The sequence below is a fragment of the Gryllotalpicola reticulitermitis genome (genome assembly GCF_042651345.1).
GTDB lineage: Bacteria > Actinomycetota > Actinomycetes > Actinomycetales > Microbacteriaceae > Gryllotalpicola > Gryllotalpicola reticulitermitis.
The window spans coordinates 220,352-246,188 of record NZ_JBHSCN010000002.1; the positions used below are offsets into that span (position 1 = coordinate 220,352).

General features: G+C 70.0%; 22 protein-coding genes. 10 read left to right on the forward strand and 12 right to left on the reverse strand.

Annotation, left to right across the window (positions count from 1 at the left end; all coding sequences use genetic code 11):
* Positions 1 to 158: 158 nt before the first annotated feature.
* Positions 159 to 659, forward strand: coding sequence for a MarR family winged helix-turn-helix transcriptional regulator (locus ACFOYW_RS01515; RefSeq protein WP_390226813.1), 501 nt, complete (start codon positions 159 to 161; stop codon positions 657 to 659).
* A gap of 92 nt (positions 660 to 751) precedes the next feature.
* Here the strand turns inward: ACFOYW_RS01515 and ACFOYW_RS01520 are convergent, their stop codons facing one another.
* A complete protein-coding gene (locus ACFOYW_RS01520) occupies positions 752 to 1,822 on the reverse strand; it encodes a 3-deoxy-7-phosphoheptulonate synthase (RefSeq protein WP_390226814.1) in 1,071 nt (356 codons plus the stop codon).
* 86 nt (positions 1,823 to 1,908) lie between these two features.
* Between ACFOYW_RS01520 and ACFOYW_RS01525 the strand changes: the two genes are divergently transcribed.
* Complete coding sequence (locus tag ACFOYW_RS01525; protein WP_390226816.1) at positions 1,909 to 2,751, forward strand: class I SAM-dependent methyltransferase; 843 nt, start codon at positions 1,909 to 1,911, stop codon at positions 2,749 to 2,751.
* A 141-nt stretch (positions 2,752 to 2,892) separates the two neighbouring features.
* Here ACFOYW_RS01525 and ald read toward each other — a convergent pair whose 3' ends face one another.
* Complete coding sequence (ald, locus tag ACFOYW_RS01530; protein WP_390226817.1) at positions 2,893 to 4,005, reverse strand: alanine dehydrogenase; 1,113 nt, start codon at positions 4,003 to 4,005, stop codon at positions 2,893 to 2,895.
* A gap of 180 nt (positions 4,006 to 4,185) precedes the next feature.
* On the opposite strand from ald, the gene ACFOYW_RS01535 reads away from it, so the two are divergent.
* Positions 4,186 to 5,766 (forward strand): HNH endonuclease signature motif containing protein, encoded by a 1,581-nt coding sequence (locus ACFOYW_RS01535; RefSeq protein WP_390226818.1) that lies wholly within the window; start codon positions 4,186 to 4,188, stop codon positions 5,764 to 5,766.
* A 258-nt stretch (positions 5,767 to 6,024) separates the two neighbouring features.
* Complete coding sequence (locus ACFOYW_RS01540) at positions 6,025 to 7,812, forward strand: ABC-F family ATP-binding cassette domain-containing protein (protein ID WP_390226819.1); 1,788 nt, start codon at positions 6,025 to 6,027, stop codon at positions 7,810 to 7,812.
* Positions 7,813 to 7,837: 25 nt separating this feature from the next.
* On the opposite strand, the gene ACFOYW_RS01545 is transcribed toward ACFOYW_RS01540, so the two are convergent.
* From ACFOYW_RS01545 to metG, 4 genes are read right to left on the reverse strand one after another with little or no spacing between them, the layout of a single operon-like run.
* A complete protein-coding gene (locus ACFOYW_RS01545) occupies positions 7,838 to 8,785 on the reverse strand; it encodes a 4-(cytidine 5'-diphospho)-2-C-methyl-D-erythritol kinase (protein WP_390226820.1) in 948 nt (315 codons plus the stop codon).
* Entirely contained in the window at positions 8,782 to 9,624 is an 843-nt protein-coding gene (gene rsmA / locus ACFOYW_RS01550) for a 16S rRNA (adenine(1518)-N(6)/adenine(1519)-N(6))-dimethyltransferase RsmA (RefSeq protein ID WP_390226821.1), read from the reverse strand. Before rsmA ends, ACFOYW_RS01545 begins: the two co-directional genes overlap by 4 nt.
* Positions 9,624 to 10,592 carry a TatD family hydrolase gene (locus ACFOYW_RS01555; RefSeq protein WP_390226822.1) on the reverse strand — a complete coding sequence of 323 codons (969 nt, stop codon included), beginning with the start codon at positions 10,590 to 10,592 and terminating at the stop codon, positions 9,624 to 9,626. Before ACFOYW_RS01555 ends, rsmA begins: the two co-directional genes overlap by 1 nt.
* A gap of 58 nt (positions 10,593 to 10,650) precedes the next feature.
* Positions 10,651 to 12,225, reverse strand: a complete 1,575-nt coding sequence (metG, locus tag ACFOYW_RS01560) for a methionine--tRNA ligase (protein WP_390226823.1) — start codon at positions 12,223 to 12,225, stop codon at positions 10,651 to 10,653.
* A 133-nt stretch (positions 12,226 to 12,358) separates the two neighbouring features.
* On the opposite strand from metG, the gene ACFOYW_RS01565 reads away from it, so the two are divergent.
* On the forward strand, positions 12,359 to 12,997 hold the full coding sequence (locus ACFOYW_RS01565) for a DUF4190 domain-containing protein (protein ID WP_390226824.1): 639 nt from the start codon (positions 12,359 to 12,361) through the stop codon (positions 12,995 to 12,997).
* On the opposite strand, the gene rsmI is transcribed toward ACFOYW_RS01565, so the two are convergent.
* Complete coding sequence (rsmI, locus tag ACFOYW_RS01570; protein WP_390226825.1) at positions 12,994 to 13,812, reverse strand: 16S rRNA (cytidine(1402)-2'-O)-methyltransferase; 819 nt, start codon at positions 13,810 to 13,812, stop codon at positions 12,994 to 12,996. The genes ACFOYW_RS01565 and rsmI overlap by 4 nt on opposite strands.
* 87 nt (positions 13,813 to 13,899) lie before the next feature.
* Between rsmI and ACFOYW_RS01575 the strand changes: the two genes are divergently transcribed.
* The 3 genes from ACFOYW_RS01575 to ACFOYW_RS01585 all read left to right on the forward strand — a co-directional run bounded on the left by ACFOYW_RS01575 (position 13,900) and on the right by ACFOYW_RS01585 (position 20,639).
* Positions 13,900 to 15,501 carry a dolichyl-phosphate-mannose--protein mannosyltransferase gene (locus ACFOYW_RS01575; RefSeq protein ID WP_390226826.1) on the forward strand — a complete coding sequence of 534 codons (1,602 nt, stop codon included), beginning with the start codon at positions 13,900 to 13,902 and terminating at the stop codon, positions 15,499 to 15,501.
* Entirely contained in the window at positions 15,501 to 16,568 is a 1,068-nt protein-coding gene (locus ACFOYW_RS01580) for a nucleoside hydrolase (protein ID WP_390226827.1), read from the forward strand. Before ACFOYW_RS01575 ends, ACFOYW_RS01580 begins: the two co-directional genes overlap by 1 nt.
* Positions 16,569 to 16,736: 168 nt before the next feature.
* Positions 16,737 to 20,639, forward strand: coding sequence for an AfsR/SARP family transcriptional regulator (locus tag ACFOYW_RS01585; protein ID WP_390226828.1), 3,903 nt, complete (start codon positions 16,737 to 16,739; stop codon positions 20,637 to 20,639).
* 137 nt (positions 20,640 to 20,776) lie between these two features.
* Here ACFOYW_RS01585 and ACFOYW_RS01590 read toward each other — a convergent pair whose 3' ends face one another.
* The 4 genes from ACFOYW_RS01590 to ACFOYW_RS01605 form a co-directional block, all read right to left on the reverse strand.
* The gene (locus ACFOYW_RS01590; protein ID WP_390226829.1) at positions 20,777 to 21,610 is read right to left on the reverse strand and encodes an ABC transporter permease; all 834 of its coding nucleotides are present in this window, start codon (positions 21,608 to 21,610) and stop codon (positions 20,777 to 20,779) included.
* Positions 21,607 to 22,590 carry an ATP-binding cassette domain-containing protein gene (locus ACFOYW_RS01595; protein ID WP_390226831.1) on the reverse strand — a complete coding sequence of 328 codons (984 nt, stop codon included), beginning with the start codon at positions 22,588 to 22,590 and terminating at the stop codon, positions 21,607 to 21,609. Before ACFOYW_RS01595 ends, ACFOYW_RS01590 begins: the two co-directional genes overlap by 4 nt.
* Before the next feature lie 91 nt (positions 22,591 to 22,681).
* Positions 22,682 to 23,212: a Clp protease N-terminal domain-containing protein gene (locus tag ACFOYW_RS01600; RefSeq protein ID WP_390226832.1), complete on the reverse strand. Its 531-nt coding sequence runs from the start codon at positions 23,210 to 23,212 to the stop codon at positions 22,682 to 22,684.
* Positions 23,199 to 23,441 (reverse strand): helix-turn-helix domain-containing protein, encoded by a 243-nt coding sequence (locus ACFOYW_RS01605; RefSeq protein ID WP_390226833.1) that lies wholly within the window; start codon positions 23,439 to 23,441, stop codon positions 23,199 to 23,201. The genes ACFOYW_RS01600 and ACFOYW_RS01605 overlap by 14 nt, the downstream gene beginning before the upstream one ends.
* Positions 23,442 to 23,564: 123 nt before the next feature.
* Here ACFOYW_RS01605 and ACFOYW_RS01610 point away from each other — a divergent pair, with 123 nt between their 5' ends.
* Entirely contained in the window at positions 23,565 to 24,515 is a 951-nt protein-coding gene (locus ACFOYW_RS01610; RefSeq protein ID WP_390226834.1) for a sulfurtransferase, read from the forward strand.
* On the opposite strand, the gene ACFOYW_RS01615 is transcribed toward ACFOYW_RS01610, so the two are convergent.
* Complete coding sequence (locus ACFOYW_RS01615; protein ID WP_390226835.1) at positions 24,403 to 25,173, reverse strand: LysR substrate-binding domain-containing protein; 771 nt, start codon at positions 25,171 to 25,173, stop codon at positions 24,403 to 24,405. The two genes, ACFOYW_RS01610 and ACFOYW_RS01615, sit on opposite strands and share 113 nt — an antisense overlap.
* A gap of 226 nt (positions 25,174 to 25,399) precedes the next feature.
* Here ACFOYW_RS01615 and ACFOYW_RS01620 point away from each other — a divergent pair, with 226 nt between their 5' ends.
* Positions 25,400 to 25,768: a DUF5997 family protein gene (locus tag ACFOYW_RS01620; protein WP_390227355.1), complete on the forward strand. Its 369-nt coding sequence runs from the start codon at positions 25,400 to 25,402 to the stop codon at positions 25,766 to 25,768.
* Positions 25,769 to 25,837 lie beyond the last annotated feature (69 nt).

Sequence of the window (25,837 nt, forward strand, 5' to 3'; positions counted from 1 at the left end):
TCGCGCATCAGCGCGCCTTATAAGTCTGTCATGCGCCCGGTGCTCGTCTCGGCCGGACTACCTCGTGACGGCAGCCGGCGACGGGCGACTTCGGCCGGCCGCACACGCCGTCGCAGGCGGCCGACTGCTGGCGGCGCGGGGCTGGATAGGCTGACCCCATGCCCGAGGACGAAGTCGATCGCATCGTCGACGCGTGGCTGCGCGAGCGGCCCGATCTCGACTTCGCTCCCCTGCAAGTTCTCTCGCGCGTGGACCGGCTCTCGAAGCACCTCGAAGTGGCGCGCAAGCGCGCGTTCTCACGCTCGAGCCTGCAGTCGTGGGAGTTCGACGTGCTCGCCGCGCTCCGCCGCGCCAGCAATCCGTACCAGCTCTCGCCCAAGGCGCTGCTGCAGCAGACCCTCGTGTCCTCGGGCACGATGACGAACCGCATCGATCGGCTCGTCGATCGCGGCTTCGTCGAGCGGCTGTCCGACCCTGCTGACGGCCGCGGCGTCCTGGTACGGATGACTCGTCAGGGGCTCACGCACGTCGACGCGGCGATCACGCGCCTGGTCGACGCCGAGGCCGGCATTCTGCGCAGCCTCAGCACCAACGACCAGGCCCGACTCGGCATGCTGCTGCGCAAGCTCACGGTGAGCTTCGACGAGGAAGAGGCCTAGCCGCGAGCGGTTGCGCTACAGTTACGGCTCTTCGCTCCGCATACGGGTGGCGCGGTTAGCCGCAGCTGTAGCGCGAGTACGCGGGCGGGCCGTCAGACGTCGACCGGCTCGAGCCGCGCCGCGCGGCGGGCTGCGTCGGCGAGGTCCTGGAGCAGGGCGGCGGTATCGTCCCACCCGATGCAGGCGTCGGTGATCGACTGGCCGTACGTGAGACCGGTGAGGCCGGCATCCGTCAGTTTCTGGGCGCCCGGCTCGAGGAAGCTCTCGACCATCACGCCGGCGATCGGCTCGCCATCGGCGATCTGCGCGGCGAGCTCGTGCGCGACCTCGAGCTGGCGGATGTGGCTCTTGCCGCTGTTCGCGTGGCTCGCGTCGACGATGATGCGGGGGCTGAGCCCGGCGCGCGCGAGCAGGCGCGCGGAGTAGATGACGTTGTGGGTGCCGTAGTTCGGGCCGAAGCGGCCGCCCCGCAGGATGATGTGCCCCGCGTCGTTCCCGCGGGTCGTGACGATCGAGGCGCGACCGTCGTCGTCGATGCCGAAGAAGGTGTGCTGCTGAGCGGCGACCGTGACGCCGTCGATCGCGACCTGCACATCGCCGTCGGTCGCGTTCTTGAAGCCGATCGGCATGCCGAGGCCCGAGGCCATCTGGCGGTGGATCTGGCTCTCGGTCGTACGCGCCCCGATGGCACCCCAGCTGACGAGGTCGGAGATGTACGACGGGCTGATCGGCTCGAGGAATTCGCAGCCGACCGGCAGGCCCAGCTCGACGATGTCAAGCAGCAGCTTGCGGGCGACGCGCAGACCGGTAGCGATGTCGTGCGTGCCGTTGAGGTGCGGGTCGTTGATGAGACCCTTCCACCCGCCCGTGGAACGCGGCTTCTCGAAGTACACGCGCATCACGATGAGCACGTCGTCTTTGAGCTTCTCGGCGAGCGGCGCAAGACGCTGCGCGTACTCGTACGCGGCAGCCGGGTCGTGCACGCTGCACGGGCCGACCACGATGAGCAGGCGGTCGTCTTGCTCTTGCATGATCGCGTCGATGTCGGCGCGGTGCTGGGCGACTCGCGTCGCCGCGGCCGGGCTGATCGGAAGTTCGGCCATCAGTGCGCGCGGCGTCGGAAGGACGTCGAACGTCGCCGCGTTCGGGTCGTTGGCAGTCATGTTCAGGCGAGATTATCACGCGTGGTCTCGGCGGGATCGGCGTGTCTGTGCACCCCGAGCATCGCCACGTGACCACTATGGGGGTCATGGCCACTGACGTCGGCGGCGTGTGGAACCGCGACGCCGCCTACCACCCCTGGATCGTCCGCATCGCCGCCGAGCACGCCGGCGATGTTCTCGACGTCGGCTGTGGCGACGGACTGCTGGTCTCGCGCCTCGCCGAAGTCTCGCGATCCGTCGTCGGCATCGATCGCGATGCGGCGGCGATCGCGCAGGCGCAGAAACGGCTCAGCATGGTGCCGAGAACGGATGCCGTCGACGCCGAGTTCAGCTCGGAATGGGGTCTCGCCCCCGACACGTACGACGTGATCACGATGGTGTCCGTGCTGCACGAGCTGCCTCTCGTGCCCACCCTCGAACGCGCCGCCTCGCTGCTCAAACCGGGCGGAACGCTGCTCATCGTCGGGCAGACCCGCCCGGAGACGTGGCTCGACCACGCGCTGCAGACGGCTTCCACTGCCTATTCGCGACCCCTCGAGACGTTCTATTCGTGGCGCGGTCGGTACCGGCCCGAGTTCCAGTCTGCGTCGGCGGTCGCACCGAGCTACTCACTCGCGGACGTGGCGGATGCTGCGGCCCTCCTGCTCCCGGGCGCCGCCCTCCGCCGCGGCCTGCTCGGGCGCTACACGCTCAGGTGGTCGAAGCCCGCGCCGATCGTGGATGCCGTGACCGGGCCGATCGCCGTGGATGCGGACGTTGCCGTGCCGTTTCCTGCGGCGGGAACCGCGCCTGTTCCTGCGGCGGCAACCGCGCACGCGGTGGGGGGCGCCGCCGCAGAAGACCACCCGTCAGCGCTCGTTGACGCCGATCAGCGCTCAACGAGCGAGCACCTGACCCTCGGCGGCGGCCAGCGTGTCACGGAGCCCTGACCCCGGGGGAAGCATCCGATCGAGTGCGAACAGATCGAACCCATCGTGGTGCGGTTCATGATCGGCGAGCGGTTGCGCTGCTTGCGCTGCTTGCGCTCGACACGGTGATCGTGTCGAGCGCGTGCCGGCGCCCGTGTGCCGCTAGTCGAGCGGGATCGTGGGCGCCGTTTCGAGGCCGAACGCGGCCGCCACGCCGGAGTTCGTGACGCGGCCTGCGCGCGCGTTGATTCCGCGTGCCAGAGCGGGGTCGTCGGCAGCGGCCCGCACCCAGCCCTTGTCGGCGAGCGCGAGCAGATAGGGCAGCGTCGCGTTCGTCAGGGCACGCGTCGAGGTGTCGGGGACCGCGCCCGGCATGTTCGCGACGCAGTAGTAGATGGCGTCGTGCACGGCGAAGGTCGGCACGTCGTGGGTCGTGGGGTGCGAGCCCTCGAAGCATCCGCCCTGATCGATAGCGATGTCGACGAGCACCGCGCCCGGCCGCATCGCCGCGACCATCTCGTCGGTCACCAGCTTGGGGGCGGCCGCACCGGGGATGAGCACGGATCCGATGACGAGGTCCGCGGTGGCGAGTTGCTCCGCGATCTCCCAGCGGCTCGACGCGCGAGTCTGCAGCGCGCCGCCGTAGCGGCGCTCCAGCTCGTCGAGACGCCGCAGGGACACGTCGAGCACCGTCACCTCGGCGCCCAGGCCGAGCGCGTTCGCGGCCGCGTGCTCCCCCGCGACGCCGCCGCCGATGACGACCACTTTCGCCTTCGGCGTGCCCGCGACCCCACCGAGCAGCGTGCCGCGGCCGCCGAGGGGTCGCAGCAGGAAGTACGAGCCCACGACGATCGACAGCCGGCCCGCGACCTCGCTCATCGGCGAGAGCAGCGGCAGCCGACGGTCGGGAAGCTGGACGGTCTCGTAGGCGATCGCGGTCGTGCCCGCTGCGAGAAGGGCTTCGGTCAACGGCCGGTCGGCCGCGAGATGCAGGTACGTGAAGAGGACGAGGTCGTCGCGAAGGTAGCCGTATTCTTCCGCGATCGGCTCTTTTACCTTGGTGACGAGCTCGCTGGCCGCCCAGGCCTCGTGTGCGGTGTCGACGATGAGCGCGCCCGCGGTTGCGAATGCGCTGTCAGAGATGCCGGATGCCTCACCCGCGCCGCGCTGGATGCGCACCTCGTGACCGTGAGTCACGAGGGCATCGACGCCGGCCGGGGTCAGTGCGACGCGCCCTTCGCTGTTCTTGATCTCTGTCGGCACTCCGATGCGCATGCTGAATCCTCCTGAACCGTCGGCTGGAATGCACGAACGTCGCCTCGGAGTCTGCCACCGGCACGTTACGGATGCTTTGCGCGACAGCTCTCTTCCCTCACAGGCGGGTTTGTTCGTGAATAGTTCACATGTCTGGATCTGGGGCGTTGAATGTCAGTGGCTACTCGTAATCTCTTTCGTATGAGTTCGGTGCTTGAGCGGTTGCGATCCTTGGCCAGAGTGGTGGTCGAGGCGATGCCGCACGGGGCCGAGCTCGAGGCGGTCGACACGGCCGAGATGGTCGAGGCGATGCGCGTGCTCGCCGGCCTCCGCCAGTCGGTCGGTGATGCCATCTCACTCCTCGCCGCCGACATCGAGCGGCAGTCCGTTCGCGAGCTGGGCACCGACGGGCTTGCACAGCGCAACGGGTTCAAAGACGGCGCGGGCTTCGTCGAAGACCTGACCGGCGTCGGGCGTGCTGAGGCAGCACAGCTGATCAGAGTGGGTGGCCTGCTGAAAACGGCTGAGGCGGTCGCGCCCGCAGTCTCACCCTCGGCGGCCGACGTCGGCGAGCCGTCGCTCGATGCGCTCACGGCCCTTCCCGGGGGCTGGGACGCACCGGTTGCTGTGGCGATGCGGAATCGCTGGCTGACGGCGGCTCAGGGTGATGCATTGCGGCACGCGCTGGGGGCACCACGGGTCCCCGAACTCGACGGCAGGTGGCGCGACGCGGTGCTGACGCTGATCGGTGACTGCTGGGCCGCGCACTGGTCACCCGAAGACATGGCGAAGGCCGCACGGCGGTTGCGTGCTGCGTTGGACTCGGTCGCTGCTGAGGCCGACGCCGCCGCGCGGTACCGCATGCGCTCGCTCCGGCGGTTCGTGCGTGCATCGGGAATGGTGCACTACGACATCGACCTCGACCCCGAGTCAGACGCGCGCTTCTACGGCCCGATCAAGCGCATCCTGTCGCCGCGTTTCGGCGGCCCGCGCTTTGTCAGCGAGGCCGACATCGAGGCGGCACGGGTCCTCGAGGAGGACCCGCGTACGAATGAGCAACTGCAGGTCGACACGCTCGTCGATCTGATGGACCGCGCTGTTGCGACCGACGACCGCGAGCTGTTCAAGACGGGCGAGCCGCAGGTGATGGTCGCAATCACCGCCGATGACCTCGCCAGGGCGTACGCAGAGTTCGACGGCGCGCCCGGGTCCGACGCCGACGCCGATGCCAGAGCCGGGTCCGATGCCGATGCCGATGCCGATGCCGATGCCGATGCTCGCACACGCGGCGACGGTAGCGAGGTCGGGGGCGGCGGGCGTTCCGCACAGGGCATCGCGTGGATCGACGGCAGCGAGTTCCCCATCAGCGCAACGGCTGCGCTGCGGATGATCTGCGCCAACGGATTCACCCCGATGCTGTTCGACGAGAGCGGCCGTGCGATCGATGTCGGAAAGGACCGGCGCTTCTTCACCCGACAGCAACGACGTGCCATGGCGAAGCGCGACGGCGGCTGCGTGTACCCCAGTTGCGATCGGCCGCCCGGCGATTGCGAAGCGCATCATGTGAACCCGTGGGCGGCGCGCCCCCAGAACCAGAAGTCGGAAGTGGACGACGGGGTTCTGCTCTGCAGGCGACATCACAAGCTGGTTCACGACTTCGGTGCGCGCATCGAGCGCCGCGGGGCAGAGTTCTGGCTGCTGTGGCCGCGGCGCGAGCCGAGGGTGCTGGTCTCGAAGTCGGCGGTCATGGCACAGCTGCGCGCGCAGGGCAAAGTTGCGTGACGCCTTGCACGGGCTGCGACCGGTGGCAATCGCCCGAGCCGCACAAAGCAGCACCCGGCAGGGCTGAGCAGCACTGAGCACCACCCGGCAGCAAAAGCAGCACCAGGTAGCACCAAGCAGCACCAAGCAGCACTGAGCACCACCCGGCAGCGAAAGCAGCACCAGGTAGCACTGAGCAGCACTGAGCACGATGGCGGACCGCACGCGGGTGTGCGGGCGCGGCGCGGCGCGCGTTCGCCCCGTAGCCTTGGAGGTGACATGGCGCATCTTCTGGGGGCCGAGGCCCTGCATCTCGAGTACCCGACCAAGGTCGTCTTCGATTCCGTTTCACTCGGCGTGAACGAGGGCGACAGGATCGGCATCGTCGGCCGCAACGGCGACGGCAAGTCCAGCCTGCTCGCGATGCTCGCCGGTCGACGCGAACCCGACTCAGGCCGAGTCACGGTGCGCGGCGGCGTCACCGTCGGCGTGCTCGACCAGGCTGACACCCTCGACGACTCGCTCACGATCGCGCAGACCGTGGTCGGCGATACGGCGGAGCATGAGTGGGCCGGAAACGCCCGCGTGCGCGATGTCATCGCCGGCCTTCTCGCCGATCTGGACTGGAACGCTCCCGTCGGGCCGCTTTCCGGCGGTCAGCGCCGCCGCGTCGCCCTCGCGAAGCTTCTTACCGGCGACTGGGACATCCTGGCGCTCGACGAGCCGACGAACCACCTCGACGTCGAGGCGATCACGTGGCTCGCGGCGCACCTGAAGCGCCGCTGGGGCGCCAGCGCCGGAGGTCTGCTGATGGTCACGCACGACCGGTGGATCCTCGACGAGGTGTGCACCGACACGTGGGAGGTGCACGATCGCATCGTCGAACCCTTCGAGGGCGGCTACGCGGCGTTCATCCTGCAACGCGTCGAGCGTGACCGTATGGCGGCCGCAACCGAGGCGCGGCGCCAGAACCTGGCGCGCAAGGAGCTCGCGTGGCTTCGCCGCGGCGCTCCCGCCCGCACGAGCAAACCGAAGTTCCGTATCGACGCCGCGAACCAGCTCATCGAAGATGTGCCGGAGATCCGCAACAAGGTTCAGCTTCAGTCGCTCGCCGTGTCGCGCCTCGGCAAAGATGTGGTCGATCTGCTCGACGTCTCGGTCAGCTATGACGACCGACCCGTACTGCGCGACATCGAGTGGCGCGTCGCGCCCGGTGAGCGCACCGGAATCCTCGGGGTCAACGGCGCAGGCAAGTCGACACTCCTGGGGCTCATCGCCGGCACGGTGCAGCCCACCGCGGGCCGGGTGAAGCGCGGAGTCACCGTCCGCGTCGCGGTCCTCAGTCAGCGCCTCGACGAACTTGACGATCATCTCGACGAACCCGTGCGCACGGTGCTCGCCGGCCTGCGCTCCAGCTACACGATCGGCAGCGGCTCAAAGGCGCAGGAACTCACGCCGAGCCAGCTGCTCGAGCGTCTCGGTTTCGCGTCGCCGCAGCTCTCGACGCCCGTGAAAGACCTCTCAGGTGGTCAGAAACGCCGGCTCCAACTGCTCCTCGTGCTGCTCGACCAGCCGAACGTCCTGATCCTTGACGAGCCGACCAACGACATGGACACCGACATGCTCGCCGTCATCGAGGATCTGCTCGACTCGTGGCCCGGCACCCTGCTCGTCGTGAGCCACGACCGGTACTTCCTCGAGCGCGTCACCGACCAGCAGTTCGCGATCCTCGGTCAGCATCTCAGACACCTCCCCGGCGGCGTCGACGAGTACCTGCGCCTGCGCGCACGCGAGGACAAGACTGCACCGGATGCCCCGGCCGCCGCACCGGCGAACGACGCGCTCTCGGGCGCCGAGCTCCGCAATGCGCAGAAGGAACTCGCGTCCGTCGAGCGCCGCCTTGCCAAGCTGCAGGACCAGACCACGGCCGCGCGCACGGCACTCGCTGACCACGACCAGTCCGACTACGTGGGACTCGCGACCAAGATGGAGCACATCACTGCGCTCGAGGCCGAAGCCGAGGAACTCGAGGGCCGCTGGTTCGAGCTCACGGAACAGCTGGGCTAGCCCACCAGGGCGCCCAGCCGGCTGCTCAGCCGATGACGCGCGCGCCGTGCACCGGGCCGGTCACCCGATGCGCGTGCAACCCGGCCGCCGAGAGCGCGATCTGCAGGCCGAGGGCTCCGTCGTGGTCCTCCGCGAGGAACGCCACAGTCGGCCCCGACCCCGACACGAGACCGGCGAGCGCACCGGCGCGCTCCCCCGTCTCCAGCACCTTCGCCAGCTGAGGCGCGAGGTGAATGGCAGCCGCCTGCAGATCGTTCGTCAGGACCTCGGCGAGCAGATGGGGGTCGCCGGCGCGCAACGCCTGCAGCACTGCGGGTTCGACGACGGGCGTCCGTCTGGTGCCGAGTTCCGCACGGTGTCGCTCGCGGTGACGATCGAGCTCCGCATAGACCTCGGGCGTCGACAGCTCGATGTCAGGCAGCGCGAGCACCCATTCGAAGGTTCCGTGCGCGAGTGCCGGCGAGAGCTCCTCGCCGCGGCCAGTCCCGATCGCAGTGCCACCGGCCAACGCGAACGGCACGTCGGCGCCGAGATGCGCGGCGAGCTCGTGCAGCTCATCGCGCGGGACCGCCGTGCCCCAGAGAGCGTCGCACGCCACGAGCGCGGCCGCGGCATCCGCCGACCCGCCGCCCATGCCACCCGCGATCGGGACATGCTTCTCGATCTCGAGTCGCACCCCGCCCGCATAGCCGGTGTGCGTGGCGAGGATCCGTGCCGCCCTGAGCGCCAGGTTCGTCTCATCGGTCCGCAGACCGCTCGTGTCGATCGGGCCGCGGAACGACACCGTGAAGTCGGCCGCCTCCGTGGCGTACAGCTCCTCGTAGAGGCTCACTGCCTGGTATGCAGTCGCGACCTCGTGATAGCCGTCGCCCAGCACCTCGCCGACACCCAGGAACACGTTGATCTTGCCGGGTGCGCGCACGTGCACGCGACCCGCACGCGTCTCGCCGCCTATCTCGACCGCCTCGGTCATGGCAGTTGCCCCGCGACCCGCACGAACGCGTCGATGTCGAGCTCTTCACCCCGCGCCGTCGGCGAAACCCCCGCTGCCTCGAGCGCCGCCGCGGCGGCCGCCGAACCGCCGAACACACCGGACAACGACTGCCGCAACATCTTGCGGCGCTGCTGGAACGCACCGTCGACGACCGAGAAGACCCGACGCCGCAGAGCCTCGTCACCGGGTGCCTCGCCCTTCTCGAACGCCACGAGAATCGAGTCGACGTTCGGCACCGGCCAGAACACCTGACGGCTGACGTTCCCCGCCGTGCGGAAGGTGCCGTACCACGCCGCCTTGACGCTCGGCGCGCCGTAGACCTTCGACCCCGGCGGCGCCGCGATGCGCTCCCCCACCTCGGCCTGCACCATGACAACGCCCGAGCGCAATGACGGCACGCGCTGAAGCAGATGCAGCAGCACCGGCACCGACACGTTGTACGGCAGGTTGGCGACGAGACGCGTCGGGTCGCCGGGCAGCGATTCGACCGCGAGGGCGTCCTGGTGAATGACGGTGAGGCGACCGGCAGCCGCCGCACCGAGCTGCGCTTCGACCGTGCCGGGTAGCTGGGAGGCGAGACGACCATCGATCTCGATGGCGACGACGGATGCCTCGGCCTCGAGCACCCCGAGCGTGAGCGACCCCAGCCCCGGCCCGACCTCCACGACCGTCTCGCCCGGCGCGACCTCGGCGATGCGCACGATACGCCGCACGGTGTTCGCGTCGTGCACGAAGTTCTGGCCGAGCTTCTTCGTCGGGGTCACGTCGAGCAGATCGGCGAGATCACGGACCTCGGCGGGGCCGAGCAGCCCGGGCATCAGACGCCGCCCTCGACGGAGCCGCCGCCCGCAGCATCGATGGCCTCGAGTTCGCTGTCCCACGACCCGTAGACCCTCTCGGCGTTCGCCGCGAGCTGCGCTGCGAACTCGTCGACCGGAACGCCGAGTTCGGCGGCCATGAAACGCACGGTGTACGGAACGAGGTACGGCGCATTCGGCCGCCCGCGATACGGCATCGGGGTCAGGTAGGGAGCATCCGTCTCAACGGTGATCAGCTCGCGCGGCACCACGGCGAGCGCCTCGCGCAACGCCGGTGCGTTCTTGAAGGTCACTGTTCCGGCGAACGACAGGTACCAGCCGTGCTCGGCCGCGAGTCGCGCGAGTGCGGCATCGCCCGAGAAGCAGTGAAAGACGGTGCGCTCGGGGGCTCCGACGCACAGCAGCGTCGCGACGACCTCGTCGTGCGCGTCGCGGTCGTGGATCTGCAGCGCGAGGCCGGCCCGCTTCGCGATCGCGATGTGCGCTTCGAAGCTATGGAACTGGGCGTTCCGCGCCGCCTCGGCGGAAAGACGACCGCCGCGGCCGTCACGATCGCCGGGGGCATCGGGGCCGCGCGGGTCATCCAGCCGGGAGAAGTCGAGCCCCGTCTCACCGACGGCCCGCACGCGTGGCCGAGCGGCGAGCTCGGCGATCGTCTCGATGGCGGCGTCGAGGGTGCCGGATGCCTCGAGCTCCGGCGCTTCGTTCGGGTGCAGAGCGACAGCTGCGAGCATCCGTCGGTCGCGCACCGCGTGCTCCGCGCTCCAGATCGACGTCTCGACATCGACGCCGACCTGCACGACTCCGCGCACGCCGGCGGCGGCCGCGCGATCAAGCTGTTCGCGCCAGCGGAGCTGCTCGAGACCGGGTTCGTCGCGGTGGATCGCCGGATCGAGGTGCGTGTGGTCGTCATACACCGCGACGCCGAGAGCCTCGGGCAGCGGTGGGTAGGACCGATCGGATGCCATCGGAATCAGCGTATCGGCGCTGAGCCGGGCCGGAACGCGAGCACTCGCGCCGAGTCGCCTAAGCGGCCTCGATGCGCGGGAAGAGCGGCTCGAGCTCCCCGACGACCGTGCCCGGCTGCACCTGACCCCAGACCCCCGCTTCGCGCACGAGCTGCGCCGTGAGCGCCCCGAGCGTCGGCTCCACGCCGAGTGCCGTCCAGAGCTTGGGCGTCGCCTTGGTGAGCACCGGTGACAGCAGGACGGCGAGCACGCGCAGGCCTTCCGCGGTCGAGTACAGCACAGTGCCGAGGCGTCCGCGCTGGGCTTCGTCCTTCGCGAGCGCCCACGGCTCCTGCTCGGTGATGTAACCGTTCAGCGCATCGACGACCGTCCAGATCGCGGCGACCGCGTCGTGGATCGCGAACCGCTCGATCGCGGCATCCGCTGCCTGCACCGCGTCGGCGACGGTCGACTGCAGCGCGGTCTCGGCCGGCGAGTACTCGGCCGGGGCCGGGATCTTGCCGTCGAAGTACCGCTTGACCATCGCGATCACGCGCGACGCGAGGTTGCCGAAGCCGTTGGCGAGCTCCGCCTGGTAGCGGGCAGCGAGGTCCTCCCACGAGAACGACCCGTCCTGACCGAACGAGATCGCGCGCATGAAGTAGTAGCGGAACGCATCCGATCCGAACGTGTCGGTGATCTCGTTGGGCGCGATGCCCGTCAGCTTCGACTTCGACATCTTCTCGCCGCCGACGAGCAGCCAGCCGTGGCCGAACACGCCCGCCGGCACCGGCAGGCCCGCCGCGAGCAGCATCGCGGGCCAGATGACGGCGTGGAATCGCAGGATGTCCTTGCCGACGATGTGCCGGGCCGGCCACCGGCGCTCGAAGTTCGCGTCGTCCTCGCCGTAGCCGATCGCCGTCGCGTAATTGAGCAACGCGTCGACCCACACGTAAAGAACGTGCGACGGGTCCCACGGGATCGGGATGCCCCAGTCGAAGCTCGAGCGCGAGATCGAGAGGTCGTTGAGACCCTGCGACACGAACGCGACGACCTCGTTGCGTGCGCTCTCGGGCTGCACGAAGTCGGGGCGCTCCTTATAGAGGTCGAGCAGCTGCTGCTGGAAGGCGCTCATGCGGAAGAAGTAGTTCTTCTCCTGCAACAGCTCGAGCGGCCGGCCGTGGATCGCGCACACCTTCTGCCCCGCGTACGCGTCGGTGCCGTCGACGATCTCTGACTCGGGCTTGAACTCCTCGCAGCCGACGCAGTAAAGGCCTTCGTATTCGGCCTCGTAGATGTGCCCGGACTCGCGCAGCTTCTCGATGAACAGCTTCACGCGGCGCTCGTGGCGCTCATCGGTCGTGCGAATGAAGTCGTCGTTCGCGATATCGATCGTCTTGAGCAGCGGCTTCCACGCGGTCTCGACGAGGCGGTCGGTCCACTCCTTCGGGCTTGCGCCGTTCGCGGTCGCCGTGCGGAGGATCTTCTGTCCGTGCTCGTCTGTGCCCGTGAGCAGCCAGGTGTCGTCGCCGGACTGACGGTGCCACCGCGTCAGCACGTCCGCAGCCACCTCGGTGTAGGCGTGGCCGATGTGCGGCACGTCGTTGACGTAGAAGATGGGCGTAGTCAGGTAGAACGGGCGGCCTGCGGGCATGAAACAAATCCTAGAGGCGAGAGTCGCACGCCCCGTTTCGGGCCCCGTTACGTTGCAATGGCGGCTCAGATCCTTATCGGAAACTTGGGCATCGTCATGTTTCGCCGCGCCCGTGCCGGTCTACGGTCGCCGGGTGAGCACGCCGAACGACCCCGAGAACTCAAAGCCCGCCGCGCCGCAGTCGCCGCCCGAGCCGACCCCGCCGTCGGCACAGCCCGCGCCCCCGTACCCGTACCCGGCCCCGGCCCCGGCCCCGCAGCCGACACCGCCGTACGGCGCACCGGGACAGCCGCAACCCGCGCCAGCCAACGCCGGGCCGCAGCCGCAGCCGCAGTACCCAACCTCCCCCTACTCGGCCACCGGATACACATCCGGCGCATACACGTCCGCCCCGCACGCATCCCCCGGCCGCAGCGCCCTGCCGCCGTTCAACGTGATGGCGCTGATCACGTTCATCGGCGCCTTCGTGATCCCGGTCGTCGGCATCGTGTGCGGCCACATCACCCTCGGCGAGTACCGCAAGGGGCTGCCCGAGCGGGGCCGCGAATACGCGCTCGCCGGCCTGATCCTCGGCTACATCTTCACCGCGCTCTGGGTGGTTCTCGCGATCGTGTGGATCGTCTTCGCGTTCACGCACTTCGGGCATGCGTCGAGCGGAGTTCGCCCGGGCGGCGGCAACTTCCAGCGCTTCGGCGGCGGCACCGGGGGCGGGAGCGGCAACGGGGGCGGCGGATTCCAGTTCCCGACGCCGGGCGCGACACCGGGAAGCTAGCCCCGCTGCCGCAGGGCGGTCTCGTAGAGCTCGCGGCGCGAGAGGCCGGTCGCGGCGGCGACCTCGGCGGCGGCGTCCTTCAATCGGATGCCTGTGGCCTGCAGCTCGACGACGCGCGCCACCCCGGCGCTGAGGTCGGCGACCACTTCGGCTGCGCCCTCGGTCACGATCACGATCTCGCCGCGCACCCCGTCGGCCGCCCAGGCAGCGAGTTCGGCAGCCGTGCCGCGGCGCACCTCCTCGTGCAGTTTGGTGAGCTCACGCGCGACCACGACGCGACGCGACGCCCCGAAGTGCTCCGCGATGTCCGCGAGGGACGCCGCAAGCCGGTTCGGCGATTCGAAGAACACGAGCGTGCGACGCTCATCGGCGAGCGAGGTCAGCAGGCGGCTGCGCTCGCCTTCCTTGCGGGGCAGGAACCCCTCGAAGCAGAAGCGGTCGGTCGGCAGCCCCGACACGGCGAGCGCCGTGAGAACTGCTGACGGGCCGGGCAGCGCCGTGACCGTGACGCCCGCGGCGATCGCCGCCTGGACCACATGGAAGCCGGGGTCGCTGACCGTGGGCATTCCGGCGTCCGACAGCACGAGCACGTCGCTCTCGGCGGCCAGCGCGACGAGATCGGACGCCCGGTCGCGCTCGTTGTGGTCGTGCAGCGCGATCAGCCGCGGTCGATGCTCGACGCCGAGGCCCGCGAGCAGCCGCTGGGTCACCCGCGTGTCCTCCGCTGCGACGACGTCGACCGTCGAGAGCGCATCGACGAGTCGCCGGGTGGCGTCGCCCAGATTCCCGATGGGCGTGGCCGCGAGGATGAGCATGAGGGGCAGTTTATTGAGGTGAGCAGTTGATCTTCCCCCACGCTCGCGCCAACGGCGGCCTTGGGAAGCACCGCTACCATGGCGCGGGTGAGCGAGCCCGAGGTCGACGTCGATGACCTTCCCGACTACGACGACGACGCGCCCGAGCCCACCGGGACGCGCCTCGACCGCTGGTGGGGTCGCGTGCTGTCCAACCGGCGGAACAAGCGGATCTGGGACTGGGGCGGCCCCGGTGCGGTCACGCTCCTCGCGGCCGTCCTGCGGCTGTGGCACCTGGGCTACCCCCACGCGCTGGTCTTCGACGAGACCTACTACGTCAAGGACGCGTGGACGCTCTCGCATCTCGGCTACGAAGGTTCATGGAGCAACAACGCCGACACCTACTTCAACGCGGGCGACGCGAGCCACTGGACCAAGGCGCCCGAGTTCGTCGCGCACCCTCCGCTCGGCAAATGGCTGATCGCGCTGGGCGAGCACCTCACGGGCATCGACAGCGCGGTGGGCTGGCGCCTCACGACGGCGGTCGTGGGAATCCTCGCCGTGGTGGTCGTCATGCTGATCGCGAAGCGCCTGTTCAACGGATCGACGGTGCTCGCGATGATCGCCGGGCTGCTCATGGCCGTCGACGGCAGCGCCATCGTCATGAGCCGGGTCGCTCTGCTCGACAACATGGTGATGTTCTTCGCTCTGCTCGGCGTCTGGGCGATGATCCTCGACCGCGATTACCGCGACAGACGGATTCTTCGCTCGAACGGTGCCGGGCCCGTGCTCTGGCGCCCCTGGCTGCTCACCGCGGGTCTGCTCTTCGGTCTGGATGCGGGCGTCAAATGGTCCGGCTTCTACTTCCTCGCGGTGTTCGCCGCGTACTCGGTGTGCTCGGACTGGTTCGCCTACCGCAAGGCCGGCGTGCTCCACGTCACCGAGGGGGTCACGCAGGCGATCATCACCTTCGTCACGATGGTGCCCATCGCTTTCGCGGCCTACGTCATGACCTGGATCGGCTGGCTGGTGACGAGCGGCGGCTGGGACCGGCACTGGGTGGAGTCGAACCCCGCGAACAACGCGTGGCACGGGCTGCTCGCCTGGGTGCCGTACTGGGCACAGGATCTGTGGCACTACAACACCGAGCTCTACAACTATTCGATCAACCTCCACGTCAGGCATCCGTATCAGTCGAATCCGCTCGGCTGGACCCTCATGCTGCGCCCGACGAGCATGTACTACGTCGGCAGCGCGACGGGTCAGAACGGCTGCACCGCCGGCGGCAACGGCTGCTCGTCGGCGATCACCGACCTCGGCAACCCGCTGATCTGGTGGGCCGCGTCGCTCGCACTACTCCTGCTCATCTACGTGTTCGCGCGGTACCGCGACTGGCGCGCAGGCCTGCTGCTCGCGGCGATCGGCGCCGGGTGGCTGCCGTGGGTGATCCTGTACCACGGCCGCACGATCTTCACCTTCTACGCCATCGCCTTCGAGCCGTACCTGATTCTCGGGCTCGTGTACTTCATCGCGGCGGTGCTCGGCAAGGCGACGGATTCCACGTACCGCCGCACGCGCGGCATCATCGCCGTGGCCAGCTATCTCGTGCTCGTGCTCGCGGCAAGCGCGTTCTTCTGGCCCATCTGGACGGGCGTCCAGACGAGTTATGACTATTGGCACGCGCACATGTGGCTGCGAAGCTGGATCTGATGGCCGGCAATGACGTGGGCGGGTTTGCGCGCAAGGTGATCCTCGACTGCGATCCGGGGCACGACGACGCCGTCGCGCTGCTGCTCGCACAGGCGAACCCCGCGATCGAGCTCATCGCTGTCACAACCGTCGCGGGCAACCAGAGCCTGCCGAAGGTGACGCACAATGCCCTCGGCATCGCGACGCTCGCGGGCATCACGGCGCCGATCGCGGCCGGGGCAGACGGCCCCCTCACGCGGCAGGCGAGTTTTGCGACCGACATCCACGGCGAGAGCGGGCTCGACGGTGCGACGCTGCCCGAGGCATCCGTCACCCTCGACCCGCGCCATGCCGTCGACCTGATCGTCGAGCTGGTGATGTCGCACGAACCGGGCGAGATCACCCTCGTGCCGACCGGCCCGCTCACCAATATTGCGCTCGCGGTGCGACGCGAGCCGCGGATCGTCGATCGCGTGCGCGAAGTCGTGCTGATGGGTGGGGCGGCCCGCACGGGCAACCGCACGCCGGTCGCCGAGTTCAACATCTGGTTCGATCCCGATGCGGCCGACGTCGTGTTCTCGGCGGGGTGGCTCGTGACCATGGCCGGGCTCGACGTCACGCATCAGGCGCTCGCCACGGCCGAGGTCGCCGAGCGCATCGCCGCCGGCGACGGACCCGTGGCCCGCTTCACGACCGAGCTGCTCGCCGAGTTCGGGCGCCGCTACCACGACGTCGCCGGGTTCGCCGCGCCGCCGGTGCACGACCCCGTCGCCGTTGCGATCGTCATCGACCAGGAAGAGACCGCGCGGGCGCAGGCGCGTCTGGTGCAGCAGGATCCTGCGCAGTCAGAGCCGGCGCGGTCAGACGAGCACGTCGAGCACGTCGAGCACGTCGAGCACGTCGGCATCGTGCGTGCGCCCATCACGATCGAGACAGCTGGGCGGCACACGACGGGGATGACCGTCGTCGACCTGCGCCCGTCCGCGCCGCGCGACGTGCCGACGGCGGTCGCGCTCACCCTCGATGCGGGCTGGTTCTGGGGCCTGATCATCGACGCCGTCACGACGCTCGACACGGCGCGCTCCTGAACCGCCCCCGAGCTGAATCGTCCCCGAGCTGAATCCTCGCCGAGACGATCCTCGCCGAGAAGCTGCGTGCCGAGAATCCCGCACCGGGGGGCGGGCCGTCACTGGAGCGTGACCGACTCCATCCCGCTGTACCGGGGGCACCCGGAGTGCACTCGGTAGGCTGATTCGGTGGCGAAGACGGGCGTGGGCGCGGCACGCGTCCAGGTACTCGGGCCGGTACGGGTGTCAACCCCGGGCGGCGCGATCGTCGATGTGCCCGGCACCAACGGCAAGGCGCTGATCGTCTCCCTCGTGCTCGCGAAGGGCGCGGTCGTGTCGGTCGGCTCGCTCGTCGACGACATCTGGCAGGACGAGCCGCCTCGAAACGCGCGGGCCGCCCTCCAGACGCTTGTGTCCCGCGTGCGAGCGGTCGCTGGCGACGAATTGATCGAATACGTGGCCGGCGGCTACCGGCTGGGTACGGATGCCGTCGATCTGTGGGTCCCCGGTGCCGCGCGGCGCGGGGAGCCCGGCGCCGACCTCGGCGACACCGAGCTCGCCGATCGTCTGCGCGAGACGGCGCACGCCGTGCGCACTCGCGCGCTTGAATCGCGGGTGACGGATGCCTTGAACTCCGGCGCCTCGACCGCCGCCGTCGACGCGGCACGCTCGCTGGCCGCCGCCGCACCGTTCGACGAGCACGCACAGTTGCTGCTGATGAGGGCACTCGCCGCCGACGGGCGACGCAGTGAAGCGCTCCACGTCTTCGCCGACTACAAGCAGCGCCTCGGCGATGAGCTCGGTGCGCGCCCCGGGCCTGAGCTCGTCGCCGCGAACGCGGCCCTGCTGCGTGGCAACGCGGGCTCTCCGGACACCAGCGGCGACGCGAGCACGGGCGCTGGCACTGGCGCAGACCCGGGTGCGGACGCAGACCTCGGCCTCAGAGGCGCAGCCGCCCCGGGCACCGCACCCGTTCCGGGCACCGCTCTGGCCCCCGGTACCGAGCCTGCGCCACGCACCCGCACCGGCCCAGGCACGGCCTCGAGCACAGGCACAGGCACAGGCACAAGCACAAGCACAAGCACAAGCACAGGCACAAGCGATCACGCGGGTCGGCCACAGGCATCCGCCTGGGGCGGTCCGGATCCGAGCAGCGCCGACGAGAACCGGCCAGCGCGCACCGCACCGAAGCGCGTTGCGATCGGACTGCGCGCGGCTCCGAACCAGCTCATCGGGCGCGACAGCGACGTGGCCGCACTCGAAGAGCTCATGCGCAGTTCGCGCCTCACGACGATCCTCGGGCCCGGCGGCCTCGGCAAGACCCGCCTCGCTCACGAGCTCGCGAACCGTGCGGCGCAGACGACTCCGGGGGTCGTCGTGGTGGAGCTCGCGGGCATCCGCGAAGCAGAAGACGTGCCGCTCGCCGTCGCCGCCACCTTCGGCATCGGCGAGGTGGGCTCTGCGCGAGTGAGTCTGCGCGACCCCATCATGCTGCTCGAGGTGCGCACGCGCATCCGTGCGGCCCTCGCCGAACGCGAGACGCTGCTCGTGCTCGACAACTGCGAACACGTCATCGAGGGCGCAGCGCAGCTCGTCGACCAGGTGCTCTCCGAGGTGCCGAGCGTGCGCGTGCTCGCCACGAGCCGCGCGCCGCTGCAGCTCGGCGCGGAGAGCGTGTACCCGCTGGGCTCCCTGTCGGCGAACGACAGCCGCGGCCCTGCCGTCGAGCTCTTCGTGGAGCGCGCCCGCGCCGCGCGTCCCGGGGCGGCACTCCCCCTCGACGCGGTCGCACGCCTGTGCGAGCACCTCGACGGCCTGCCGCTCGCGATCGAGCTGGCGGCAGCACGCATCCGCTCGATGTCGGTCGACGAGATCGAGCGGCGCCTCAGCAACCGGTTCGCGCTGCTGCGCGGCGGGGACCGCAGCGCGCCCGAGCGGCACCGAACGCTCATCGCGGTCATCGACTGGAGCTGGAACCTGCTCACCGAATCGGAGCGACGGATGCTGCGCCGCCTGTCGCGTTTCCCCGACGGGTTCTCGGCCGCGGCGGCGACCGACGTCGCCGTTGCCGAGGGCAGCGTCGCACCGACCGACGCCGCACCGACCGATGCCGCCGCCGCCGCGGGCGAAGAAGGCGCAGCAGACCCAGCAGACGCAGCAGACGCAGCAGACGCAGCAGACCCAGCAGACGCGGCGCGCGTAACGCGCGCGGGAACCGCGGCGAGCAGGACGGACGTGACGGGTGCGGCCGTCGCCACAGGCGTGAAGAGCGCGACGAACGCGACGAACGCGACGAGCCGCAACCCTCCGGTGACCGAGGAAGCGCGAGTACAGGCATCCGATGATCTCGATGCGCTCGTGACGCAGTCGCTGGTGTCGGTCTCGGAGGGCCGCGCGGGGTTGCGCTACCGGATGCTCGAGACCGTGCGTGAGTTCGGTGACATGGCGCTCGTCGACGCCGGCGAGGACACGCTTGTCGCCGCCGCGCAGGCGCGCTGGGCGCGGGGCTTCTGCCTCGACACCCTCGCGGCGCTTCCCACGCCGGGCCAGACCGGTGCGGTCCGCTCGCTTGAGGTCGAGCACGACAATCTGGTCGCCGTGCTGCGCGCCGCCATCGAGGCGGAGGACGCGGACACGATCGTGCCGATCTTCGCCGCGCTGCTGTTCCACTGGCTGGTGCGCAATCAGTTCCGCGAAGCGCTGTCGTTCACGCCGGCCGTCGCCGAGCTGGTCGCGAAGAGCGAACTGCCGGCCGGCGCACCCGACGCGGCCGCCGTGACGTTGCTCTTCGCCACGATCATGGGCGTGGCCGGCTCGCGTGCGCCGCGGCCGGGGTCCGGCCGGGGCCCGATCCCGAGCGCGTCCGAGCCGCACAGCTCGGGCGATCTCGCCCGGCGCCCCGGCGATCGCGCACCGACGATTCAGCGGCAGCAGGCGCAGCTGCCACCCGAGTTCGAGGCGCTGAATCAGCTGCCCGCCGGAGAGCTGTTGCGCGCGGGCGTCCGCGCCGGGGTACGCCTGCGGCGCCTGGTCCGGTCCGGCACCGTGTCGCCGTGGCTCGCGGAAGGCACCGAGCTGATGATCGCGGGCGCGCACTCCCCGCACGCTGCGGTGGTGCGACTCGAGCAGCTGCGCGAGTCGCGTGACGAGATGGTGCAGCTGATGGCCTACCTGTTCAGCGGCGTGCTCACCGAGAACAGCGGCGACCTCGAGCGCGCTCTCGGCTACGCGCGCGAGGCGTGGACGGTCGCTGAGCGGCTCGGCCTCGACTGGATCGCCGGCCAGGCCGCGCAGTTGCTCGCCAACCTCACGAGCCAGGACAACCGCCCCGAAGAGAGCCTCGCCTGGGCCGCGAGCGCCCGCGACCACCTCACGGCGATCGGTGCGGTCGAGGAGATCAACCAATCCGACTGGACGGCCGGCATCAACAAGCTCAAGCTCGGCCGCCGCGACGGCGTCGTGGCCGCGTTCGATCGTTTCGTCAGTGACGAGCACGCCGCGCAGCAGGACGGCTTCGACGTCTTCGACGTCCGCGCGATCGGCTGGGCGGGACTCGCGGAGATCGCGGCCGTCGACGGGAACACCGACGAAGCCATCGAGCTCTATCGCCGCGCCGTGAGCGTATACGGAGCCCGGCCGGGCGTCTCAGCGACCGGCGCGTGGTACCTGATCAGCAGCGCGGGCGCGATCGCGGCATCCGTCTACCTCGATCGCGTCGACGACGCGACGCTCGCGATCTGGCGGAGCCTGCGCATCGGTGCGCGAGTCGAGGTGCGCCAGCGGGGCGGCCCCGACTTCGTGGATCGACCGGTGCTCGCCACGGCGGCGCTGGGTCTCGCTCTCGGTGTGCTCGCTTTCCCGCAGGCGACGGATGCTCAGCGCACGGTCGCCGCAGAGCTCATCGCCCTCGGCGATCGCATGCACTCCCGGCAGGACCAGCCGATGCTCGTGCGCGAGCGGGCCTTCGCCTTCGCCGAGCGGGTGCTCGGGGAATCCGCCGTGGCCGACGCCCGAGCCCGCACCGCGGCTCGCGCCGATCTCGCGGCCTGCACCGCGCGCGTGGACGACCTTCTACGTACGACCAGGCTGTGACGTGACGGCCGCGAGGCGCGAGGCGCGAGCGGCACACGAAGCGCCCGGGCGCACACCGGAATCCGATTCCTGTGTGCCCCCGGGCGTGAAGTGTGCCGCCCGCGTGCGCGCCCCCGACGCGCCGCGGCCCGCCGCAGCTAGGCCTTGCGCATGTACGCACGCACGGTCAGCGGTGCGAAGACCGCGACCATGACGGCGGCGCCGAGCAGTGTCCACCAGACATTCGCGCCGACCGGCTGCGCCGCCACGATGTTGCGCATCGCGGTGATCACGTGCGAGACCGGGTTCACGTCGGCGAAGGCGCGAAGCCAGCCCGGCATCGTTCCGGTGGGCACGTAGGCGTTGGAGAGGAACGTCAGCGGGAAGAGCACCATGAACGAGATGCCCTGGACCGAGCTGGCGGTGCGCGCGATCACGCCGAAGAAGGCGAAGATCCAGCTGATCGCCCAGGCGACCGCGACGATGAGCAGGCCGGCGAGCACGAGACCGAAGAACCCGCCCGCGGGGCGCCAGCCGATCACGAATCCGGTGAGGAACGTGATGATCGTCGCGATCGCGTACCGCAGGGTGTCCGCGGTGAGCGCTCCGGCGAGCGGTGCGATGCGCGCGATCGGCAGGGACCGGAAGCGGTCGAACACACCCTTGTCCATGTCCTCGCGCAGCTGCACGCCCGTGACGACGGAGGAGGTGATCACCGTCTGGGCGAGCACGCCCGGGATGATCGTCGGCAGGTAGCCCGAGATGTCGCCGTGCGTGCCGGTCACGGCACCGCCGAACAGGAACGTGAACATGACGGTGAACAGGATCGGCTGCAGCGTCACGTCGAAGAACTGCTCCGGCGTGCGCCGGAACTTGACGAGGCCGCGGTAGGCCATGATCAGCGAGTTGGAGAGCGTCTGGGCGATGCTCGTGTGGTTCTTCAGTTTGCGCTCGGCGGCGGGCACGATGCGCGTGGTGGCGAGGGTGGTCATGCGAGCACCTCCTCTGCGGGCTCGTCGGTCGCGGTTTCGACACCGTGGCCGGTGATGGTCAGGAAGACCTCGTCGAGCGTCGGCTTCTGCACCGAGAACTCGTCGAGGCGGATGCCGGCCTCACGGAAACGGATCAACAGATCGGTGACCGTTTCGGGGTTCGACATGGGGGCGGTGATGCGGCCCGCCTCAGGTGTCGGCGTGCCCTGCACCCCGAACACCTCGGCGATGAGGCGCAGCGCCTCGCCGGTGTCGTTGCGGTCCGTCAGACGCAGGATCAGCGAGGACGTGCCGACGGATGCTTTGAGCTCGTCGGCCGTGCCCTCGGCCACCACCTTGCCGGTGTCGATCACGGCGATGCGGTCGGCGAGCTGGTCGGCCTCGTCGAGGTACTGGGTCGTGAGCAGCACGGTCGAGCCGGTGGCGACGAGGCTGCGGATCGTGTCCCACATCTGGCCGCGCGTGCGCGGGTCGAGGCCGGTGGTGGGCTCGTCGAGGAAGATGAGGGGCGGCTGCGCGATGAGCGACGCGGCGAGGTCGAGGCGGCGGCGCATGCCGCCGGAGAACTTCGCGAGCGGGCGCTTGGCGGCGTCCGTCAGTCCGAAGGCCTCGAGCAGCTCGGTGGCCTTCGCCTTCGCCTGCTTGCCCGACAGACCGAGGAGTCTGCCGAAGATGTAGAGGTTCTCGTTGGCCGAGAGCTTCTCGTCGACGGACGCGTACTGGCCTGTCACGCCGATGAGCTGGCGCACGACCTGCGCCTCGCGCAGGACATCGTGGCCGAAGACGCGGGCGCTGCCGCCGTCAGGCTTGAGCAGCGTCGCGAGCATGGAGATGGTCGTGGTCTTGCCGGCTCCGTTCGGGCCGAGCACACCGTAGACGGTGCCCGCCTGGACGTTGAGGTCGACGCCGTCGACCGCCCGGTTGGACCCGAACACCTTGACGAGGCCTGTGGCCTCGACGGCGAGTTCGGTGGAAGTCATGTCTGGGTCCTTGCTTGAGTGAATCGAACTGGATGTCTCGATGATCGGATGCCGCACTTTCACGGCTCTGTCGGGGCGCTTACACGCGCGCTTACATGCGCTGACGTGGGCTTTCAGGGATGGAGCTGAGGGCGTGGAGCAGAGCGTCTCGGTCGAAGCCGCTCACTGCGAGTGCGCGCGGCACGGTGCCGAGCTCTGCGGTGAGGATGCCGATCGCGACATCGGTGTAGCCCATGGTGTGACGCCGTTGCGTCGATGAGAAGCGGTGGCCGCGCGCGAGGGCGTCGCGGAAGGAGGCACCCAGTCGCGATCGCCGGTCGCGTTGGGTCGAGGCGAGCCGTTCGGGCGCGAACGGCTGGATTCCTGCGACCGAGAGCGCGCGGGCTCGCTCTGCCTCGAGTGCGGTCGCGATCGCGGCGTAGTCGAGGCCGAGCTCGGCGAGCGCACGGGCGGCAGGGTTCGCGCGGTGGAATGCGATCGCGAGCAGCAGGTGTTCGGCCTCGATGACGTTCGAGCCGCGATTGGATGCCTCGACGGCCGCCAGCTGAACGATGCCACGCACATCGGGGCGCATGCGCTGTTCCTCGACCGACCCGCCCTGGTGGCGGCTAACCGCGGGCATTGCGCCTCCTCAGGTCGATGTCTGAGCCGGCCAACCGGCTGAGGTGCTTCTTGTGGACCGCCTGTCGTGTGACGCCGAGCGCTTCGGCCACCTGCGCCCACGACCATCCATCGCGCAGCGCGCGCTCGACGGCGGAATCCTCCAGACGGTCGGCGAGTTCGCGCAGGGCGACGACGGCGGCCAGGTCGTCTGCTGCGCCGCCGACGGGATCCGGAGGGCTGACGTGCATGGGTAGCAACTTATGTTGCTTACGCCGTTGTGTCAACTCTGGTTGCTTATCAGAGATCGACACGAAAAATGTCCACCGCAAGGCCCTTAACGGTCACTGAACATCGCGTCTAGCATGGCGCTCGTGCAACAGCCACTGTTCGACGGACTCCCTGAGACACCGCTCGTCCCCACGGAATGGCTCGCGGACCATCTCGGCGCAGACGGCCTCGTGGTGCTTGATGCAACCGTTCTCACCGTCGACGGCTTCGGCGGAGGCCGCGCTTACGTCAGCGGCGAAGAGCAATACCTGATCAACGGGCATATTCCCGGCGCCGTCTTCGCCGACCTGTTCGATGACTTCAGCGACCCCGAGGGCGAGTACGCCTTCTCGCGGCCTGGCGTGCGCCAGTTCGAGCGCGAGGCGCAAGCGCACGGCATCGACAACGACACGGCCGTCGTCGTCTACGACACGAATCACGGCATCTGGGCGGCGCGCCTGTGGTGGCTGTTCAAATCGCTCGGCTTTCCCGTGCGGGTTCTCGACGGCGGATACCGCAAATGGGTCGCTGAAGGCCGCCCCACGCAGGTCGGCGACGTGCGACCGCGGCGCGCGGGCGAGTTCTCCGCCTATGAGGCGTCAGACGCATGGGCGTCGAAGCGCGACGTCGAGGCGGTCGTGGCGGGTGACGAGGACGCCGTTCTGCTGTGCGCTCTGCCCACCTCGGACTTCCTCGGCGCGTCCGGGGCCCGCGCGAGGGGCGGCCACATCCCGGGATCCGTCAGCGTCCCGGCGCACGAGCTGACCGACCGCGAGACGGGCGCGTACCTGCCACTCGGCCGGTTGCGCGAGCTCCTCGAGGACGTGGCTACGGCTCCCGACCCGATCATCGCGTACTGCGGCAGCGGCATCGCCTCCGCGGGCGACGCTCTCGCCCTCGACCTCATCGGGCGCGACGACGTGCGCATCTACGACGGATCGCTCAGCGAGTGGAGCGCCGACCCCGCCGCCCCGCTCGAGACGGGCGAGCCGGGCGACCGCCAGCTGGCCGCTGCGGGCGCTCGCCTCCATCGCCACTCCGCGGCCCAGCAGTAGAGCCCTTCCCGCGACCGCCGCGCTTGTCGGTGGTATTTCCCGCAGCCTGCCCGTCGGCGCCGCTCCCGCCCACACCCCGGGATGAGTTGGCCGTACGGCCGCGCACGATGCCGACGAAGTCGTCAACGCGCGGCTCGTCGCAGGCGCGCGGCCACGCGATGCCGACCCGCCAGCCTGGAGCGTCGGTGACAGGCCGCGCGACGACGTCCTTGCGTGCGTAGAGTCGCGCGATCGACTGCGGCACCACCACAACCCCCACGTTGGCGGCGACGATCTCGACCGTCATCGCAATGTCGTCGTCGAACGGATGCCTCACCTCACCGTCGAGGTCGGCGACTGTGATCTCGCTCGCCGCCTCGATCACGTTGCCCTTCGCGGCGACGGCGAACGGCAGCTCGTCGTAGAGCGCGATGAAGTGGACGTCCTCGGGGCGCGCACCACGCGGCCACGCCGGCTCGCCGGCATCGCTCATGGGCAGCCGGAGGAACACCAGCGCGGCTTCGCCGTTGCGCACTGCCGCGAGCTGGGCGTCGACATCGGTCACAGCGGTGCCCAGTGCCAGCTCGAGCGGGGTGCGCGGGAATCGCTCGCCCCAGATCCGCGCCCACTTGCCGGGCGTGACTCCCCGCGGGTAGCTGATGCGAAGGCGGCCGGGCACGTGCCCAGGCTACGCGGCGCGCCTGAGCGGGCGCAGGCTGGGCCGGCGAGGCTGAGCGCACCGGCTGAGCGGACGCGGGTCGAGCCGGCGCGGGCCGAGCGGGCGAGGCCGAGCAGGCCCCGGTTGGGCGGCGCGGGCCGAGGGGGCGCGATGGCCACGGCACGAAACCCGGCTAGCCTTGGGACCCATGAGCGACAACGAGCCCCGAGCCGCCGGCCCCGACGCCATGAAGCCGGCGACGGCCGCGAAGAAGCTCGGCATCTACCTGCCGGCGGCGCCCGAGTCGTTCCAGGCCAACGCGCTGACGCGGGCCGAGTTCCAGGAGCTGCAGGAGACCCCGCCCGAATGGCTCGTCCAGCTGCGCCTGAACGGCCCGCACCCGCGTGACGTCGTCGCCCGGAAGCTCGGCGTCTCCGTGTCGGGTCTCGCCCGCTCGGAGGTGACTGAGGCGCTCACGACGGCCGAGATCTCCGCGCTGCTCGCGAGCCCGCCCCCGTGGCTCGTGCGTGAGCGTGCCACGCAGGCCGCCGTCCGCGCCGAGAACGCCCGCGCAAAGCAGGCGCGTGCCGACGAGGCCGCACGAACCGCAGACTGACCGGGCGGCACAACCCCGCGAACCGCGGGCCGACCGTCCGGTACCACCGGACGAACCGTGGCCCGACAA